The sequence below is a fragment of the Rhodococcus sp. ACT016 genome, from assembly GCF_050477185.1.
Lineage (GTDB): Bacteria > Actinomycetota > Actinomycetes > Mycobacteriales > Mycobacteriaceae > Prescottella.
The window spans coordinates 1,947,166-1,963,820 of sequence record NZ_JBEAET010000001.1; the positions used below are offsets into that span (position 1 = coordinate 1,947,166).

The 16,655-nt window shown below is 69.3% G+C and carries 15 protein-coding genes; all 15 read left to right on the plus strand.

The genetic code is table 11. From position 1 onward, the window contains the following. Position 1: 1 nt before the first annotated feature. On the plus strand, positions 2–565 hold the full coding sequence (gene efp, locus ACQ5DX_RS09085; protein ID WP_430332312.1) for an elongation factor P: 564 nt from the start codon (positions 2–4) through the stop codon (positions 563–565). Next, positions 566–1,096 (plus strand): transcription antitermination factor NusB, encoded by a 531-nt coding sequence (gene nusB, locus ACQ5DX_RS09090; RefSeq protein ID WP_430332313.1) that lies wholly within the window; start codon positions 566–568, stop codon positions 1,094–1,096. 170 nt (positions 1,097–1,266) lie between these two features. Further along, positions 1,267–1,899 carry a bifunctional pyr operon transcriptional regulator/uracil phosphoribosyltransferase PyrR gene (pyrR, locus tag ACQ5DX_RS09095; RefSeq protein ID WP_430332314.1) on the plus strand — a complete coding sequence of 211 codons (633 nt, stop codon included), beginning with the start codon at positions 1,267–1,269 and terminating at the stop codon, positions 1,897–1,899. After that, positions 1,896–2,837, plus strand: coding sequence for an aspartate carbamoyltransferase catalytic subunit (locus ACQ5DX_RS09100; protein WP_430332315.1), 942 nt, complete (start codon positions 1,896–1,898; stop codon positions 2,835–2,837). Before pyrR ends, ACQ5DX_RS09100 begins: the two co-directional genes overlap by 4 nt. Before the next feature lie 41 nt (positions 2,838–2,878). Then, positions 2,879–4,198, plus strand: a complete 1,320-nt coding sequence (locus ACQ5DX_RS09105; RefSeq protein WP_430332316.1) for a dihydroorotase — start codon at positions 2,879–2,881, stop codon at positions 4,196–4,198. A 2-nt stretch (positions 4,199–4,200) separates the two neighbouring features. Beyond that, a complete protein-coding gene (locus ACQ5DX_RS09110; RefSeq protein WP_430332317.1) occupies positions 4,201–4,752 on the plus strand; it encodes a transporter in 552 nt (183 codons plus the stop codon). After that, the gene (gene carA / locus ACQ5DX_RS09115) at positions 4,749–5,909 is read left to right on the plus strand and encodes a glutamine-hydrolyzing carbamoyl-phosphate synthase small subunit (protein WP_430332318.1); all 1,161 of its coding nucleotides are present in this window, start codon (positions 4,749–4,751) and stop codon (positions 5,907–5,909) included. The genes ACQ5DX_RS09110 and carA overlap by 4 nt, the downstream gene beginning before the upstream one ends. After that, positions 5,909–9,244 (plus strand): carbamoyl-phosphate synthase large subunit, encoded by a 3,336-nt coding sequence (carB, locus tag ACQ5DX_RS09120; protein WP_430332319.1) that lies wholly within the window; start codon positions 5,909–5,911, stop codon positions 9,242–9,244. The genes carA and carB overlap by 1 nt, the downstream gene beginning before the upstream one ends. Then, positions 9,241–10,074, plus strand: coding sequence for an orotidine-5'-phosphate decarboxylase (pyrF, locus tag ACQ5DX_RS09125; RefSeq protein ID WP_430332320.1), 834 nt, complete (start codon positions 9,241–9,243; stop codon positions 10,072–10,074). The genes carB and pyrF overlap by 4 nt, the downstream gene beginning before the upstream one ends. A gap of 494 nt (positions 10,075–10,568) precedes the next feature. Then, positions 10,569–10,889, plus strand: a complete 321-nt coding sequence (mihF, locus tag ACQ5DX_RS09130; protein ID WP_007535578.1) for an integration host factor, actinobacterial type — start codon at positions 10,569–10,571, stop codon at positions 10,887–10,889. Between the two features lie 78 nt (positions 10,890–10,967). Beyond that, on the plus strand, positions 10,968–11,534 hold the full coding sequence (gene gmk / locus ACQ5DX_RS09135; RefSeq protein ID WP_430335598.1) for a guanylate kinase: 567 nt from the start codon (positions 10,968–10,970) through the stop codon (positions 11,532–11,534). Between the two features lie 86 nt (positions 11,535–11,620). Further along, positions 11,621–11,905 (plus strand): DNA-directed RNA polymerase subunit omega, encoded by a 285-nt coding sequence (gene rpoZ / locus ACQ5DX_RS09140; protein ID WP_207390550.1) that lies wholly within the window; start codon positions 11,621–11,623, stop codon positions 11,903–11,905. Positions 11,906–11,919: 14 nt separating this feature from the next. Then, positions 11,920–13,212, plus strand: coding sequence for a bifunctional phosphopantothenoylcysteine decarboxylase/phosphopantothenate--cysteine ligase CoaBC (coaBC, locus tag ACQ5DX_RS09145; protein ID WP_430332321.1), 1,293 nt, complete (start codon positions 11,920–11,922; stop codon positions 13,210–13,212). A gap of 174 nt (positions 13,213–13,386) precedes the next feature. Continuing rightward, positions 13,387–14,598, plus strand: a complete 1,212-nt coding sequence (metK, locus tag ACQ5DX_RS09150) for a methionine adenosyltransferase (protein ID WP_430332322.1) — start codon at positions 13,387–13,389, stop codon at positions 14,596–14,598. Positions 14,599–14,620: 22 nt separating this feature from the next. After that, on the plus strand, positions 14,621–16,642 hold the full coding sequence (locus tag ACQ5DX_RS09155) for a primosomal protein N' (protein ID WP_430335599.1): 2,022 nt from the start codon (positions 14,621–14,623) through the stop codon (positions 16,640–16,642). Positions 16,643–16,655 lie beyond the last annotated feature (13 nt).

The window sequence follows — 16,655 nt, forward strand, 5'->3', positions numbered from 1 at the left end:
AGTGGCAGATACCAGTGATTTCAAGAACGGGCTCGTACTGAAGATCGAGGGCCAGCTCTGGCAGATCATCGAGTTCCAGCACGTCAAGCCGGGCAAGGGCCCCGCGTTCGTTCGCACGAAGATGAAGAACGTCCTGTCCGGTAAGACCGTCGACAAGACCTTCAACGCCGGTGTCAAGGTCGAGACCGCGACGGTCGACCGCCGCGACATGACCTACCTCTACCACGACGGTAGCGACTACATCTTCATGGACGGCGACACCTACGACCAGATTCCGATCGGTGAGGACACCGTCGGTGACGGCGCGCGCTTCCTGCTCGAGAACATGCAGGTCCAGGTCGCCACCCACGAGGGCGCGCCGCTGTTCGTCGAGCTCCCCGTCACCGTCGAGCTCGAGGTCAAGCACACCGACCCGGGTCTGCAGGGCGACCGCTCCACCGGTGGCACCAAGCCGGCGACGCTCGAAACGGGTGCCGAGATCCAGGTGCCGCTGTTCATCAACACCGGCGACAAGCTCAAGGTCGACTCGCGTGACGGCAACTACCTCGGGCGTGTGAATTCCTGAGTGTCGGGCACGCATAAGAAACTCGGAGCACGTCACAAGGCCCGCAAGCGGGCCGTCGACTTCCTGTTCGAGGCCGAGGCGCGCGACGTCGACCCGGTGGACCTCGCCGACGAGCGGTCGGTGCTCGCGGGCCGCGACGATTCCGTCGCACCGGTGGCCCCGTACACCGTCACGGTGGTCGCGGGTGTCGCCGAGAACCTGGATCGGATCGACCAGGTGATCGAGTCCCATCTGCAGGACTGGACCCTCGACCGGCTGCCCGCGGTGGATCGCGCGATCCTGCGCATCGCCGTGTGGGAGCTGTTCCACGCGACCGACGTACCGCCGGTCGTCGCCGTGGACGAGGCTGTCGAGCTCGCGAAGGAGTTGTCCACCGACGACTCGCCCGGGTTCGTCAACGGTGTGCTGGGCCAGGTCGTCCTGGTCGCCCCGCAGGTGCGGGCCGCCGCCGCCGCGACCTCGCAGCGCGCGAAGTCGGACGACGCCGCCGACGGAGCCGAAGTCGCCGGTACCGAAGATTCCGAGTCCTGAAGTGATCCTGCTGCCGCCCACCCCTGAATCGGGGTGGGCGGCAGCACGTTCTGGTCGCCTTCCGGACTCGGCCTACCCGGAGTCTGGCGCGAAGCCGGCCGCTGATAGGCTGAGCCGCGTCAGACATCCTTTAACGATCCGTCCAGAGAGGCGGAGAAGGAGGTCGCTGAATGCGTATGCCCGAAGGGCCCTCATCCGGTCTTCCCGCGAACGCTCGCGAACTGCTGTCCCCGGCCGACGTCGGTAGGACCATCGCCCGTATCGCCCATCAAATCATCGAGAAGACCGCTCTCGACTCGTCCGAAGCAACGGACGGCTCCGCCGCCGTCGGTTCGACACCGCGCGTCGTCCTGATCGGTATTCCCACCCGCGGCACCACGCTCGCCACCCGCCTCGCCGACAAGATCGAGGAGTTCGCGGGTGTCCGGCCGCCGGTCGGTTCCCTCGACATCACGCTCTACCGCGACGACCTGCGCACCAAGCCGCACCGTCCGCTCGAGCGGACGTCCGTGCCCGACGGCGGCGTCGACAACGCACTCGTCGTCCTCGTCGACGACGTCCTGTTCTCCGGTCGCACGGTCCGCGCCGCCCTCGATGCGCTGCGCGACCTCGGCCGCCCGCGCGCGGTCCAGCTGGCGGTCCTCGTCGACCGCGGACATCGCGAGTTGCCGCTGCGCGCCGACTACGTAGGCAAGAACGTGCCCACCGCACGCACCGAGGATGTTGCCGTGCTCCTCGCCGAGCACGATGGCAGGGACGGTGTCGTGTTGTCGAGCGGGCACGCAGAGGAGAACGAGAAGTGAAGCACCTGCTCTCCATCGCGGACCTGAACCGGGATTCCGCGACCGAGCTACTCGACGAGGCGGAGCGTTTCGAGCAGGCCCTGCTCGGCCGTGAGGTCAAGAAGCTGCCGACTCTGCGCGGCCGGACCGTGATGACGGTCTTCTTCGAGAACTCCACCCGCACCCGGGTGTCGTTCGAGGTCGCCGGCAAGTGGATGAGCGCCGACGTCATCAACGTCAGCGCGTCCAGTTCGTCGGTGTCGAAGGGCGAGTCGCTGCGCGACACCGCCATGACGCTGCGGGCGGCCGGCGCGGACGCGCTGATCGTGCGGCATCCGGCTTCCGGTGCGGCGCACCAGATCGCGGCGTGGACCGGCGCGGCGGAGGACGGCGGCCCGGCCGTCATCAACGCCGGCGACGGCACGCACGAGCACCCGACGCAGGCGCTGCTCGACGCGCTGACGCTGCGCCAGCGGCTCGGCGACATCGAGGGCCGCCGCATCGTGATCGTCGGCGACATCCTGCACAGCCGGGTGGCGCGCTCGAATGCGCTGCTGCTGTCGATGCTGGGCGCCGAGGTGGTCCTGGTCGCACCGCGCACGCTGCTGCCCGCCGGGGTCGAGACGTGGCCGGTGCGGGTGTCGCACTCGCTCGACGCCGAACTGCCCGGCGCCGACGCGGTGCTGATGCTGCGGGTGCAGGCCGAGCGGATGAACGGCGGGTTCTTCCCGTCGCCGCGCGAGTACTCGATCACCTACGGCCTGTCCGAGAAGCGACTGGGGCTGCTCGACGATCACGCGGTGGTCCTGCATCCGGGTCCGATGCTGCGCGGTATGGAGATCGCGTCGGCGGTCGCGGATTCGCCGAAGGCAGCTGTGCTGCAACAGGTTACGAACGGTGTGCACGTCCGGATGGCGGTGCTGTTCCGCCTACTGGTCGGCACGGAAGAGGTCGCGTGAGCGACCGGAACACAACGAGAAACGAGAAGGTGACGCCGCAGATGTCCGCGAGCAGGAACGTGTTGATCAAGGACGTTCTGGTGTACGGCGAGGGTGAGCCGACCGACCTGCTGCTGGGCGACGGCCAGATCCTCGAGATCGGGAGCGGGCTCACGGCGGGCGACGACACCGAGGTCGTCGACGGCGCGGGGCAGATCCTGCTGCCCGGTTTCGTCGACATGCACACGCACCTGCGTGAGCCGGGCCGCGAGGACACCGAGACCATCGACAGCGGTTCGGCGGCCGCCGCGCTCGGCGGCTACACCGCCGTGTTCGCGATGGCCAACACCAGCCCGGTCGCCGACACCGCCGTGATCACCGACCACGTGTGGCGGCGCGGCCAGGAGGTCGGCCTCGTCGACGTCCATCCCGTCGGCGCGGTCACGGTCGGGCTCGAAGGCAAGCAGCTCGCCGAGATGGCGACGATGGCTGCCGGTGTCGGCCGGGTCAAGATGTTCTCCGACGACGGTCACTGCGTCGCGGATCCGCTGATCATGCGCCGCGCGCTCGAGTACTCGGCCTCGCTGGGTGTCCTGATCGCGCAGCACGCGGAGGAGCCGCGCCTGACGGTCGGGTCGGTCGCGCACGAGGGCCCCACCGCGGCCCGGCTCGGTCTGACCGGCTGGCCGCGCGCCGCCGAGGAGTCGATCGTCGCTCGCGACGCGCTGCTCGCCCGCGACGCCGGTGCCCGCGTGCACATCTGCCACGCGTCGACCGCGGGTTCGGTCGAGCTCGTGAAGTGGGCACGCACCCAGGGCATCTCCATCACGGCCGAGGTCACCCCGCATCACCTGCTGCTCGACGACTCGCGCCTCGAGACGTACGACGCGGTCAACAAGGTCAACCCGCCGCTGCGCGAGGCGTCGGACGTCGCGGCCCTGCGTAAGGGGCTGGCCGAGGGGATCATCGACTGCGTGGCCACCGATCACGCTCCGCATGCCGAGCAGGACAAGTGCTGCGAGTTCTCGCAGGCTCGCCCCGGCATGCTCGGGCTCGAAACGGCCCTGTCGATCGTCGTCGAGACGATGGTCCGACCGGGCCTGCTCGACTGGCGCGGCGTGGCGCGCGTGATGAGCGAGCGTCCCGCCGAGATCGTCGGACTGGACGACCAGGGCCGCCCGATCGCGGTGGGGGAGCCGGCCAACCTGGTGCTCGTCGACCCCGACGCGGAGTGGACCGTGCACGGGCCGGACCTGGCCAGTGTCGCGAACAACACGCCGTACGAAGCCATGACCCTGCCGGCGAAGGTGACCGCCACCGTGTTGCGCGGCCGCGTCACCTCCCGGGACGGGAAGGTCCGGCCGCTCGGAGAGGAGCGCTGACGATGGAGCGACTTCTATGGGTCGTCGGATGCCTTGCAGTGTGGGCGCTGCTGGTGTTCCTGATGTACCGCGGGTGGAAGGGCCGGGCCAAGCGCCAGGCGGATCGGATCGGCGAGCTGCCGCAGGTTCCCTCGGATCTCGGTGAGCAGTTGATCGCCCCCAGCACCGGCCTGTACGTGGGCAGCACGATCGCCCCGAGCTGGCAGGACCGCATCGCGGTCGGCGACATCGGGTACCGCGCGACCGGCGAGCTCAGCCGGTGGTCGCGCGGCGTCCTGCTCGAGCGCAACGGCGCCTCGGCGATCTGGATCCCGGACGAGTCCATCCGGGCGATTCGGACCGAACGCGGCCTGGCCGGAAAAGTGATGACAAAGGACGGAGTCCTGGTGATCCGGTGGGAGCTGCCCACCGGCACCGAGATCGATACGGGATTCCGTGGCGACGACAAGTCGGTGTACCCGGTGTGGGTGCGTGAGACAGACAGCACGGACAAGACAGACACAGCGAATGCGGCGGGCTCTGGTGAGGTCGAGCAGAACGGAGAAGACGCATGAGCGGCTTTGACACCAATACGGCGGTCCTGGTTCTCGAGGACGGTCGAGTCTTCCGAGGAACCACTTTCGGTGCTGTGGGGCAGACGCTCGGTGAAGCGGTCTTCAGCACCGGCATGACCGGTTACCAGGAGACCCTGACCGACCCCAGCTACCACCGCCAGATCGTGGTGTCGACGGCACCGCAGATCGGCAACACCGGCTGGAACGACGAGGACAACGAGTCCGTGGGTCCGACCGGCAAGTCGTCGGAGTCGAAGATCTGGGTCGCCGGGTACGTCGTGCGCGACCCCTCGCGCCGCACGTCCAGCTGGCGTGCGACCGGCTCGCTGCAGGACGAGCTCGAGCGTCAGGGCATCGTCGGCATCGCCGGCATCGACACCCGCGCGCTGGTCCGCCACCTGCGCACCCGCGGCTCGATGCGCGCCGGCGTCTTCTCGGGCGACGCGCTCGCTGATGTGGATGTCCTGCTGGATCGGGTCAAGAGCCAGCCGACGATGCTCGGCGCCGACCTGGCCGGCGAGGTGTCCACCCCGAACGGCTACATCGTCGAGCCCGCCGGCGGCGAGGCGCGCTTCACCGTCGCGGCCATCGACCTCGGTATCAAGACCAACACGCCGCGGATGTTCGCCGAGCGCGGCATGCGGGTGCACGTGCTGCCGTCCACCGCGACGCTGCACGACATCCTCGATGTCAAGGCCGACGGCGTGTTCCTGTCCAACGGCCCGGGCGACCCGGCCACCGCGGACGGCGCCGTGCACCTCACCAAGGAGGTGCTGGGCCAGGGGCTGCCGCTGTTCGGCATCTGCTTCGGCAACCAGATCCTCGGCCGCGCGCTGGGCCTGAACACGTACAAGATGAAGTTCGGTCACCGTGGCATCAACATCCCGGTCGTCGAGCACGAGACCGGCCGCATCGCGATCACCGCGCAGAACCACGGCTTCGCCCTCGAGGGTGAGGCCGGCCAGGAGTTCGACACCCCGTTCGGTCGCGCCGTGGTGAGCCACACCTGCGCCAACGACGGCGCCGTCGAGGGTGTGCGCCTGATGGACGGCTCGGCGTTCTCAGTGCAGTACCACCCCGAGGCCGCGGCCGGCCCGCACGACGCCGCCTACCTGTTCGACCGTTTCGCCACCATGCTCGAGGGAGTCAAGAAGTAATGCCACGTCGTACAGATCTCGAGCACATCCTGGTCATCGGCTCCGGCCCGATCGTCATCGGACAGGCCTGCGAGTTCGACTACTCGGGCACGCAGGCGTGCCGCGTCCTCCGCGAGGAGGGCCTGCGCGTGAGCCTGGTCAACTCGAACCCGGCCACGATCATGACCGACCCCGAGTTCGCCGACTCCACGTACGTCGAGCCGATCACGGCCGAGTTCGTGGAGAAGGTCATCGCGCGTGAGGCCGCGAACGGCAACAAGATCGATGCCGTCCTCGCGACGCTCGGCGGCCAGACGGCGCTGAACACCGCCGTCGCGCTGCACGAGCAGGGGATTCTGGAGAAGTACGACGTCGAGCTGATCGGCGCCGACTTCGACGCGATCCAGCGCGGCGAGGACCGCCAGAAGTTCAAGGACATCGTCGAGAAGTGCGGCGGCGAGTCCGCGCGTTCGCGGGTCTGCTACACGATGGAGGAGGTCAAGGCCACCGTCGCGGAGCTCGGCTACCCGGTGGTCGTGCGCCCGTCCTTCACGATGGGCGGCCTGGGCTCGGGCATGGCGTACGACGAGGTCGACCTCGAGCGCATCGCCGGCGGCGGCTTGGCCGCGTCGCCCACCGCGAACGTCCTGATCGAGGAGTCCATCCTCGGTTGGAAGGAATACGAGCTCGAGCTGATGCGCGACGGCCGCGACAACGTCGTGATCGTCTGCTCGATCGAGAACGTCGACCCGGTCGGCGTCCACACCGGCGACTCGGTCACCGTGGCGCCCGCGATGACGCTCACCGACCGCGAGTACCAGGAGATGCGCGATCTCTCGATCGCGATCCTGCGCGAGGTCGGCGTCGACACCGGCGGCTGCAACATCCAGTTCGCGATGGACCCGACGGACGGCCGCCTGGTCGTCATCGAGATGAACCCGCGCGTGTCGCGCTCGTCGGCGCTGGCGTCGAAGGCCACCGGCTACCCGATCGCGAAGATGGCGGCCAAGCTGGCCATCGGCTACACGCTCGACGAGATCGTCAATGACATCACGAAGGAGACGCCGGCCTGCTTCGAGCCGACGCTCGACTACGTCGTCGTCAAGGCCCCGCGCTTCGCGTTCGAGAAGTTCCCCGGCGCCGACGGCACGCTGACCACCACGATGAAGTCGGTCGGCGAGGCCATGTCGATCGGCCGCAACTTCACCGAGGCATTCGGCAAGGTCCTGCGCTCGCTCGAGACCAAGCGGGCCGGCTACTGGACCGGACCCGAGGTCGAGGGCACGCTCGAGGAGCTGCTCGAGGCGATCAAGACCCCGACCGACGGCCGCATGTACCAGATCGCGCAGGCCTTCGAGCTGGGCGCGACGCTCGAGCAGCTGTTCGACGCCACCGCGATCGATCCGTGGTTCCTCGATCAGATGCAGCAGATCGTGGAGCTGGGTGAGAAGGTGCGTTCCGCCGAGACCTTCGGCGAGACCGAGCTGCGGTTTACCAAGCACCACGGCTTCTCCGACCGCCAGATCGCGGCGCTGCGCCCGCAGCAGTTCGCCGACGACGACGCGGTTCGCGCGCTGCGTAACGAGCTGAACGTGCACCCGGTGTACAAGACCGTCGACACGTGCGCGGCCGAGTTCGAGGCCAAGACGCCGTACCACTACTCGACGTACGAGCTCGATCCCGAGGCCGAGACCGAGGTCGCGCCCCAGGCCGAGCGCCCGAAGGTCCTGATCCTCGGTTCGGGCCCGAACCGCATCGGCCAGGGCATCGAGTTCGACTACTCGTGCGTCCACGCCGCGCAGACGCTGTCCGAGGCCGGCTACGAGACCGTCATGGTCAACTGCAACCCCGAGACCGTGTCGACCGACTACGACACCGCCGACCGCCTGTACTTCGAGCCGCTGACGTTCGAGGACGTGCTCGAGGTGTACCGCGCCGAGTGCCTGTCCGGCACCGTCGCCGGCGTCATCGTCCAGCTCGGCGGGCAGACGCCGCTGGGCCTGGCCAAGCGCCTCAAGGCCGCCGGTGTGCCGATCGTGGGCACGAGCCCCGAGGCCATCGACCTCGCCGAGGACCGCGGCGAGTTCGGCCGCGTGCTCACCGAGGCCGGCCTGCCGGCGCCGAAGTTCGGCACCGCCACCACCTTCGAGGGTGCGCGCGACATCGCGTCCGGCATCGGCTACCCCGTGCTGGTGCGTCCGTCGTACGTGCTCGGTGGCCGCGGCATGGAGATCGTGTACGACGAGAAGTCGCTCGAGAACTACATCTCCCGGGCCACCGAGATCTCCGACGACCGGCCGGTGCTGGTCGACCGCTTCCTGGAGGACGCGGTGGAGATCGACGTCGACGCGCTGTGCGACGGCACCGAGGTGTACCTGGGCGGCGTGATGGAGCACATCGAGGAGGCCGGTATCCACTCCGGTGACTCGGCGTGCGCGCTACCGCCGATCACCCTCGGCCGCGCCGATCTGGAGAACGTGCGCCGCTCCACCGAGGCGCTCGCGAAGGGCATCGGCGTCAAGGGCCTGCTCAACGTCCAGTACGCGCTCAAGGACGACATCCTGTACGTCCTCGAGGCCAACCCGCGCGCGTCGCGGACCGTGCCGTTCGTCTCCAAGGCCACCGCGGTCCAGCTCGCGAAGGCATGCGCCCGCGTGATGATGGGCGAGACCATCGCCGAGCTGCGGGCCACCGGCATCCTCCCGGCCGAGGGCGACGGCGGTGCTGCACCGGTCGACGCGCCGGTCGCGGTCAAGGAGGCGGTGCTGCCGTTCAACCGGTTCCGTCGCGCCGACGGCACCGGCATCGACACGCTGCTGAGCCCCGAGATGAAGTCCACCGGCGAGGTCATGGGCATCGACGCGGACTTCGGTACCGCGTTCGCCAAGAGCCAGACCGCCGCGTACGGCTCGCTGCCGACCAGCGGTTCGGTGTTCGTGTCGGTCGCCAACAAGGACAAGCGCTCGCTGATCTTCCCGGTCAAGCGGCTCGCCGACCTCGGCTTCCGGATCCTGGCCACCGAGGGCACCGCCGACGTCCTGCGTCGCAACGGCATCACCTGCGAGCAGGTCCACAAGCAGTCCGGGGAAGCACTGCCCGACGGCGCCCGCACCATCGTCGAGCAGATCAAGGACGGCGAGGTCGACATGGTGATCAACACGCCGTACGGCAACTCCGGCCCGCGCGTCGACGGCTACGAGATCCGCAGCGCCGCGGTCTCGAAGAACATCCCGTGCATCACCACCGTGCAGGGTGCTTCCGCGGCCGTGCAGGGCATCGAGGCCGCCATCCGCGGTGACATCGGCGTCCAGTCGCTGCAGGACCTGCACTCGCGGTTGCGGGACGCTCAGCAGTGACGGCGGAGACCTTCGGGGCGCGGCTCCACGCGGCACTGGGCCATCACGGTCCGCTGTGCGTCGGCGTGGACCCGCACCCCGAGCTGCTACAGGCGTGGGGGCTGCCCGAGACCGTCGAGGGCCTCGAACGGTTCGGTGAGCTCTGCGTCGAGGCGTTCGTCGGCCGCGTCGCTCTGGTCAAGCCGCAGGTCGCGTTCTTCGAGGCCTACGGCTCGGGCGGCATCGCGGTGCTCGAACGGACCATCACGGTGCTCCGGGAGGCCGGCACGCTCGTCGTCGCCGACGCCAAGCGTGGCGACATCGGCTCCACGATGAGCGCCTACGCGCGGGCCTGGCTGGGGGAGGGCTCGCCGCTCGCGTCGGACGCGGTGACGGTGTCGCCGTATCTCGGCTTCGGCTCCCTCGACCCGGTGCTCGAGCTCGCGGAGCGCAACCACGGCGGACTGTTCGTGCTCGCCGCGACCTCCAATCCGGAGGGCGCGCAGGTGCAGCTGTCCACCGGGGCGGACGGCCGCAAGATCAGCCAGGTGATGGTCGACGAGGCCGCCGCCCGCAACGCCGGCGCCGACGTCCTCGGCTCGGTCGGCGTGGTGGTCGGTGCGACGCTGACCGACGCCCCCGACCTGAGTGCGTTGCACGGGCCCATCCTGATGCCCGGTGTAGGCCATCAGGGCGGCACCGCCGACGACGTGCGCCGCCTGGCGGGCGATTGTCTGCGCTCGGTGGTGCCCAGCGTCTCGCGTGAGGTGTTGCGGGCCGGGCCGTCGGTGTCGGCGCTCCAGGAGGCCGTTGCGCGCTCTGTGGAGGCGTTCAGGTTCCTGCAGGACTAGTCGATCGTTCGATTCGAGCGACAGGTTCCGGCGAGGCCGGGTTCGGGGATTCCCCGGACCCGGCCTTCGTCGTCGGAGCGGGTCGTCGAAGATCGGCAGGTCCACGCACGACACGCACTGAATCAGGGAAGTTTTCGCGATTTTTTCTGCGCCGACCACCGCTGTTCGATCAACTGTGTGCCACGCCACGTCGAATTGAGGCGCAAGTCCGGTTCCCGCGGACTGGAAATGCCTATCTACCAGCGAAGATATCGGGGTGTGAGGTGATCGTGGCGTTCTTCGGCGCCGTTGGGGAGGTTGCTGCGAGTCGCCTTCGAACGCACCGTCGAATGAACACATAACCCACCCGAATCGGGCGGTGACGTCGGGGGGTGGGTTAGCAATCGGCGCTCAGCGTGAGTACGGTCGCTATCGCCCCTGGTTATCCGGGCGTTGTAGACGCCCCGGCTGTGCCGGGAGTTGTTGGAGTTTGCACACGACGAGACGGAGGAACCGTGGCCCTTCCCCAGTTGACCGATGAGCAGCGCGCTGCTGCTTTGGAGAAGGCGGCTGCCGCCCGCAAGGCCCGGGCTGAGCTCAAGGAGCGCCTCAAGCGCGGCGGCACCGACCTGAAGCAGGTCCTGAAGGATGCCGAAGAGGACGAGATCCTCGGCAAGATGAAGGTGTCGGCTCTGCTCGAGGCCCTGCCCAAGGTTGGCAAGGTCAAGGCGCAGGAGATCATGACCGAGCTGGAGATCGCCCCGACCCGTCGCCTTCGTGGCCTCGGCGATCGGCAGCGTAAGGCTCTGCTCGCGCGGTTCGATTTCGAGGCCTGAGCGCGACAAGTGATTGCTGACGCACAAAAGGTGTCAGGCAGCGAGACCGCGACGGCTCCGGCCGAGAGTGGTGACGCAGTGCGGAGGGGCCGGCTGGTTGTTCTGGCCGGCCCCTCGGCCGTCGGTAAGTCCAGCGTCGTCCGTCTGCTGCGTGAACGTATGCCCGAGGTCGTCTTCAGTGTCTCGGTGACCACCCGGGACCCGCGACCCGGCGAAGTGGACGGTCAGGACTACCACTTCATCTCGCGAGACGAGTTCGATCGCATGATCGGCGCCGGTGATCTGCTCGAATGGGCGGAGATCCACGGTGGCCTGCAGCGGTCCGGCACGCCGGCCGAGCCGGTACGCCAGGCCCTCGAGAGCGGCAAGCCCGTCCTGCTCGAGGTCGACCTGGTGGGCGCGCGGTCGGTTCGGGCGGCGATGCCCGAGGCGGTCCTCGTCTTCATGGCACCGCCCAGTTGGGAGGTGCTGGTGTCCCGCCTGACCGGGCGCGGCACCGAACCCGCGGACGTCGTGGAGCGGCGACTGCAGACGGCGAAGGTCGAACTTGCCGCTCAGGACGAGTTCGACACCGTCATCGTCAACGAGGATGTCAGCCAGGCCTGCGATGAGTTGGTATCCTTGTTGGCTGGACGACAGCCCTGAGCGCCGTCGCCCCTGATTCCGGCATTCAATTTGGCACTTTTCAAGTCCAGTTCAGGAGAAACCGAGTGAGCAGCACCGATGCAGTAGTGTCCGACACCGCCGGTCGTGGCGCCCTGCCTGCCTACGACACCCCGCTCGGCATCACCAACCCGCCGATCGACGAGCTGCTCGAGCGCACGTCGTCCAAGTACGCCCTGGTGATCTACTCGGCCAAGCGCGCGCGTCAGATCAACGACTACTACAACCAGCTCGGCGACGGCATCCTCGAGTACGTCGGCCCGCTCGTCGAGCCGGGTCTGCAGGAGAAGCCGCTGTCGATCGCGCTGCGTGAGATCCACGCCGACCTGCTCGAGCACACCGAAGGCGAGTGAGCGGAGAAACGCCCGTGTCAGATCGGGGATCCGGTCCGGCGACAGCGGGGTCCGGGGGGGCCGAAGGCTCCCGCGCGCCCAAGCGGATCGTCGTCGGCGTCGGCGGCGGTATCGCCGCCTACAAGAGCTGCGCGCTGGTCCGCAGTTTCACCGAGAACGGTCACCGCGTTCGGGTGATCCCCACCGAGTCGGCGCTGCAGTTCGTCGGCCGGGCCACGTTCGAGGCACTGTCCGGCAACCCGGTGCAGACCGGTGTCTTCGCCGACGTGCCCGAGGTGGCGCACGTGCGCCTCGGACAGGAGGCGGACCTCGTCGTCATTGCCCCCGCCACCGCCGACCTGATGGCTCGCGCGGTGGCCGGGCGGGCGGACGACCTGCTGACCGCCACGCTCCTCACGGCGCGATGCCCGGTGGTGTTCGCTCCCGCGATGCACACCGAGATGTGGGAGCACCCCGCCACCGTCGCAAACGTCGCGACGCTGCGCGAGCGCGGCAACATCGTCATCGAGCCGGCGTCGGGCCGGTTGACCGGCAAGGACACCGGTGCGGGCCGGATGCCGGAGCCCGAGGAGATCTACGCCCTCGCGGCCCTGCTGCTCGAGCGGTCGTCGGCGCTGCCGCGCGACCTCGAGGGTCGACGCCTGGTGATCTCGGCCGGTGGTACCCGCGAGCCCCTCGATCCGGTCCGCTACCTCGGCAACCGCAGTTCCGGCAAGCAGGGGTACGCGATCGCGCGCCTCGCCGCGCAGCGTGGCGCCGAAGTGACGCTGGTCGCGGGCGCGACGGCGGACCTGGCCGACCCGGCCGCGGTCGATGTCGTGAACGTGCGTACCGCCGAACAGATGCGCGAGGCGGTCATGAAGCACGCCGTCGACGCCGATGCGGTGATCATGTCGGCCGCGGTCGCGGACTTCCGCCCGGCCACCGTCGCGACGAACAAGATCAAGAAGGGTGCGGGCGAACCCGACTCGATTCCGCTGATCAAAAACGATGACATTCTCGCCGGACTCGTGCAGGCTCGGCGGGACGGCACGCTCGCTCCCGAAACCGCGATCGTGGGATTCGCGGCCGAGACGGGTGACGAGTCGGGAAGCGTCCTCGACCATGCGCGCGCGAAGTTGGCGCGCAAGGGCTGCGACCTTCTCGTCGTGAATGCCGTCGGTGACGGCAAGGCGTTCGAGGTGGACCACAACGACGGTTGGCTGCTCGGGGCCGACGGAACCGAGTCGGCGATCGAACTGGGCTCCAAGGCACTGATGGCCAGCCGGGTGCTCGATGCGGTTGCCGGACTACTGTCGCCGAAGTAGCACAAACGTATTTGCGGCGTGGCGCGGGGACAGGCTCCTGGCACTGGCGTCGCCTGCGGTATTGAATACAAGGTAGAAACGAAAATCAGCTCAGGTGTCGTATCGGGCCACGCAGTGTCGAGAATTCGAATCGGTGTTGTGTGGGCCTCGGACTGAACGTCGAGAGGGAGATCTGTGAGCACGACCGGCAAGCGGCTATTCACCAGTGAGTCCGTGACCGAAGGTCACCCCGACAAGATCTGTGACGCCATCAGCGACGCCATCCTCGATGCGATGCTCGAGGCGGATCCGCGCAGCCGTGTCGCCGTCGAGACCCTGGTGACGACCGGACAGGTCCACGTCGCCGGTGAGGTGACGACGTCCGCTTACGTCGACATCCCCAAGATCGTCCGCGACAAGGTCCTAGAGATCGGATACGACTCGTCGGCGAAGGGCTTCGACGGCAATTCGTGCGGCGTCAACATCGCCATCGGCGCGCAGTCGCCCGAGATCGCGCAGGGCGTCGATCACTCGCACGAGGCCCGCGTCGACGGCGTGACCGACGACGACATCGACCGTCAGGGCGCCGGCGACCAGGGCCTGATGTTCGGCTACGCGTGCACCGACACCCCGGAACTGATGCCGCTGCCGATCGCGCTCGCGCACCGGCTCTCGCGTCGCCTCACCGAGGTCCGCAAGACGGGCGTGCTGCCGTACCTGCGCCCGGACGGCAAGACCCAGGTCACCATCGAGTACGACGGCGACCGTCCGGTCCGCCTCGACACCGTGGTCATCTCGACGCAGCACGCGGCCGACATCGACCTCGACAACCTGCTCACCCCGGATCTGCGGGAGAAGGTTCTCGGTTTCGTCCTGGCGGAGCTCGACATCGAGCTCGACACCTCCAACGTCCGTCTGCTGGTCAACCCGACCGGCAAGTTCGTTCTCGGTGGGCCGATGGGTGACGCCGGCCTGACCGGCCGCAAGATCATCGTCGACACCTACGGCGGCATGGCTCGCCACGGTGGCGGCGCGTTCTCCGGCAAGGATCCGTCGAAGGTGGACCGTTCCGCGGCGTACGCGATGCGCTGGGTGGCCAAGAACGCCGTCGCGGCCGGCCTCGCCGACCGCATCGAGGTCCAGGTCGCGTACGCGATCGGCAAGGCCGCACCGGTGGGCCTGTTCGTCGAGACCTTCGGCACCGAGAAGGTCGACGTGGTGAAGATCCAGCAGGCGATCAGCGAGGTCTTCGACCTGCGTCCGGGCGCGATCATCCGCGATCTGGACCTGCTGCGCCCGATCTACGGAGCGACCGCCGCGTACGGCCACTTCGGTCGCACCGACGTGGACCTGCCCTGGGAGCGCACCGACCGCGCCGAGAAGCTGCGCGCGGCCGCCGGTCTCTGACCGCGACCGAGAGGTCGGTTCGCTGACCGGCACGGACAAGACAGCGGCAGCACACGCGCCTGTGGCGCGAGTGCTGCCGCTGCTTCCTGTTGCACACCTGGACCGGGAGTTCGACTACCTGGTCCCGGCTGATCTGGACGATCAGGCTCGCCCGGGCGTACGCGTGCGCGTCCGGTTCTCGGGTCGGCTCGTGGACGGATTCCTCCTCGAGCGCATCGAGTCCAGCGACCATGGCGGCAAACTCGCGTGGCTCGACAAGGTGGTGTCCGCCGAACCGGTCCTCACCCCCGAGGTGCGGCGCCTGGTCGACGCGGTGGCCCACCGGTACGCAGGCACCCGAGCGGACGTGCTGCGGCTGGCGATCCCGCCGCGGCACGCGAAGGTGGAATCCGAGGAGAGCCAACCGGTTGCGGCGCCCGATGCGCCGACCGTCGACGCGACCGCGTGGTCCGCGTACACGCACGGCGCGAACTTCGTCGAGGCGCTGGGCGCCGGACGGGGCCCGCGGGCGGTGTGGCAGGCGCTGCCCGGCGAGGACTGGTGTGCACGGCTCGCCGAGCTGGCCGGTGTCGTGGCCGCTTCCGGTCGTGGCGTGGTGCTCGTGGTGCCCGACCAGCGCGACCTCGACAGACTCGTGCGGGCGTGCGAAAGTCTGCTCGGTACAGAGCATGTCGTGGGTCTCGCGGCGGGGCTGGGGCCGTCGGCGCGGTACCGGCGCTGGCTGGCGGCGCTGCGGGGGACGGCGCGGGTGGTGGTCGGGACACGGGCGTCGGTGTTCGCGCCGGCCCCGGATCTGGGCCTGATGGTGGTGTGGGACGACGGCGACAGCAGCCTGTCCGAACCGCGGTCGCCGTACCCGCACGCGCGGGAGGTCGCGCTGCTGCGCGCCCACGGCACCGGGTGTGCGGTGGTGCTCGGCGGTCACGCGCGGACCGCGGAGGCGCAGGCGCTCGTCGATTCGGGGTGGGCGCACGATCTGGTTGCCGCGCGCGACGTGGTGCGCGCACGTGCGCCGATGATCACCGCACTCGCCGACAGCGACCACGCGCTGGCCCGCGATCCCGGTGCCCGCGCGGCTCGCCTCCCCGCGATCGCGTTCGCCGCCGCCCGTCAGGCCCTGGCCGCGGGAGCCGGTGTGCTCGTTCAGGTGCCGCGTCGCGGCTACGTTCCCTCGCTGGCGTGCGCCAAGTGCCGGGCGCCGGCGCGGTGCCGTCGGTGCAACGGCCCGCTCGCGTTGCCCGCGGCAGCCGGACCCGACGGCGCCGGTTCCCCCACGTGCAAATGGTGCGGCATCGCCGACACGAACCACCGGTGTCACGCGTGCGGGGCGCGGGCGCTGCGGGCTGTCGTCGTCGGGGCAGGTCGCACCGCGGAGGAACTCGGTCGAGCGTTTCCGGGATGCGCGGTGCACACGTCGGGCGGGTCGGACGTGAAGGCCGAGATCTCGCCCGGCCCCAAGCTCGTGGTGTCGACGGTGGGCGCCGAACCGGTGATGCCCGGCGGCTACGGCGCGGCGCTGCTGCTCGACGGCTGGGCGCTGCTCGGTCGCGCCGACCTGCGCGCCGCCGAGGAGACGTTGCGGCGATGGATGACCGCATCGGCGCTGGTGCGCTCGCACACCGACGGCGGTCAGGTCGTGGTCGTCGCCGACTCGGGGATCCCCACCGTGCAGGCGCTGGTGCGCTGGGATCCGGTGTGGCACGCCTGGGCTCAGCTCGCGGAGCGCACGGAGGTCGGATTCCCGCCGGCGCTGCACATGGCAGCCGTCGACGGCACCGCGGCGTCGATCGGCGAACTGCTCGACATTGCGGCACTTCCGGATTCGGCGGAGGTGCTGGGACCGGTGCCGCTGCCGCCGGGGGAGCGGTTGCCGTTCTCGAGCGAGGAACCGGAACCGGAGGACGTGGAACGCATGCTCGTCCGGGTGCCGCGCGGGGACGGCCGGGCACTGGCGAAGGGCCTGGCCGAGGCGCAGGCAGTCCGCAGCGCCCGGCGTTCGGCCGGACCCGTCCGGGTGCAGATCGATCCGCTCCGGATCGGTTAGGCGCAGCCGGACG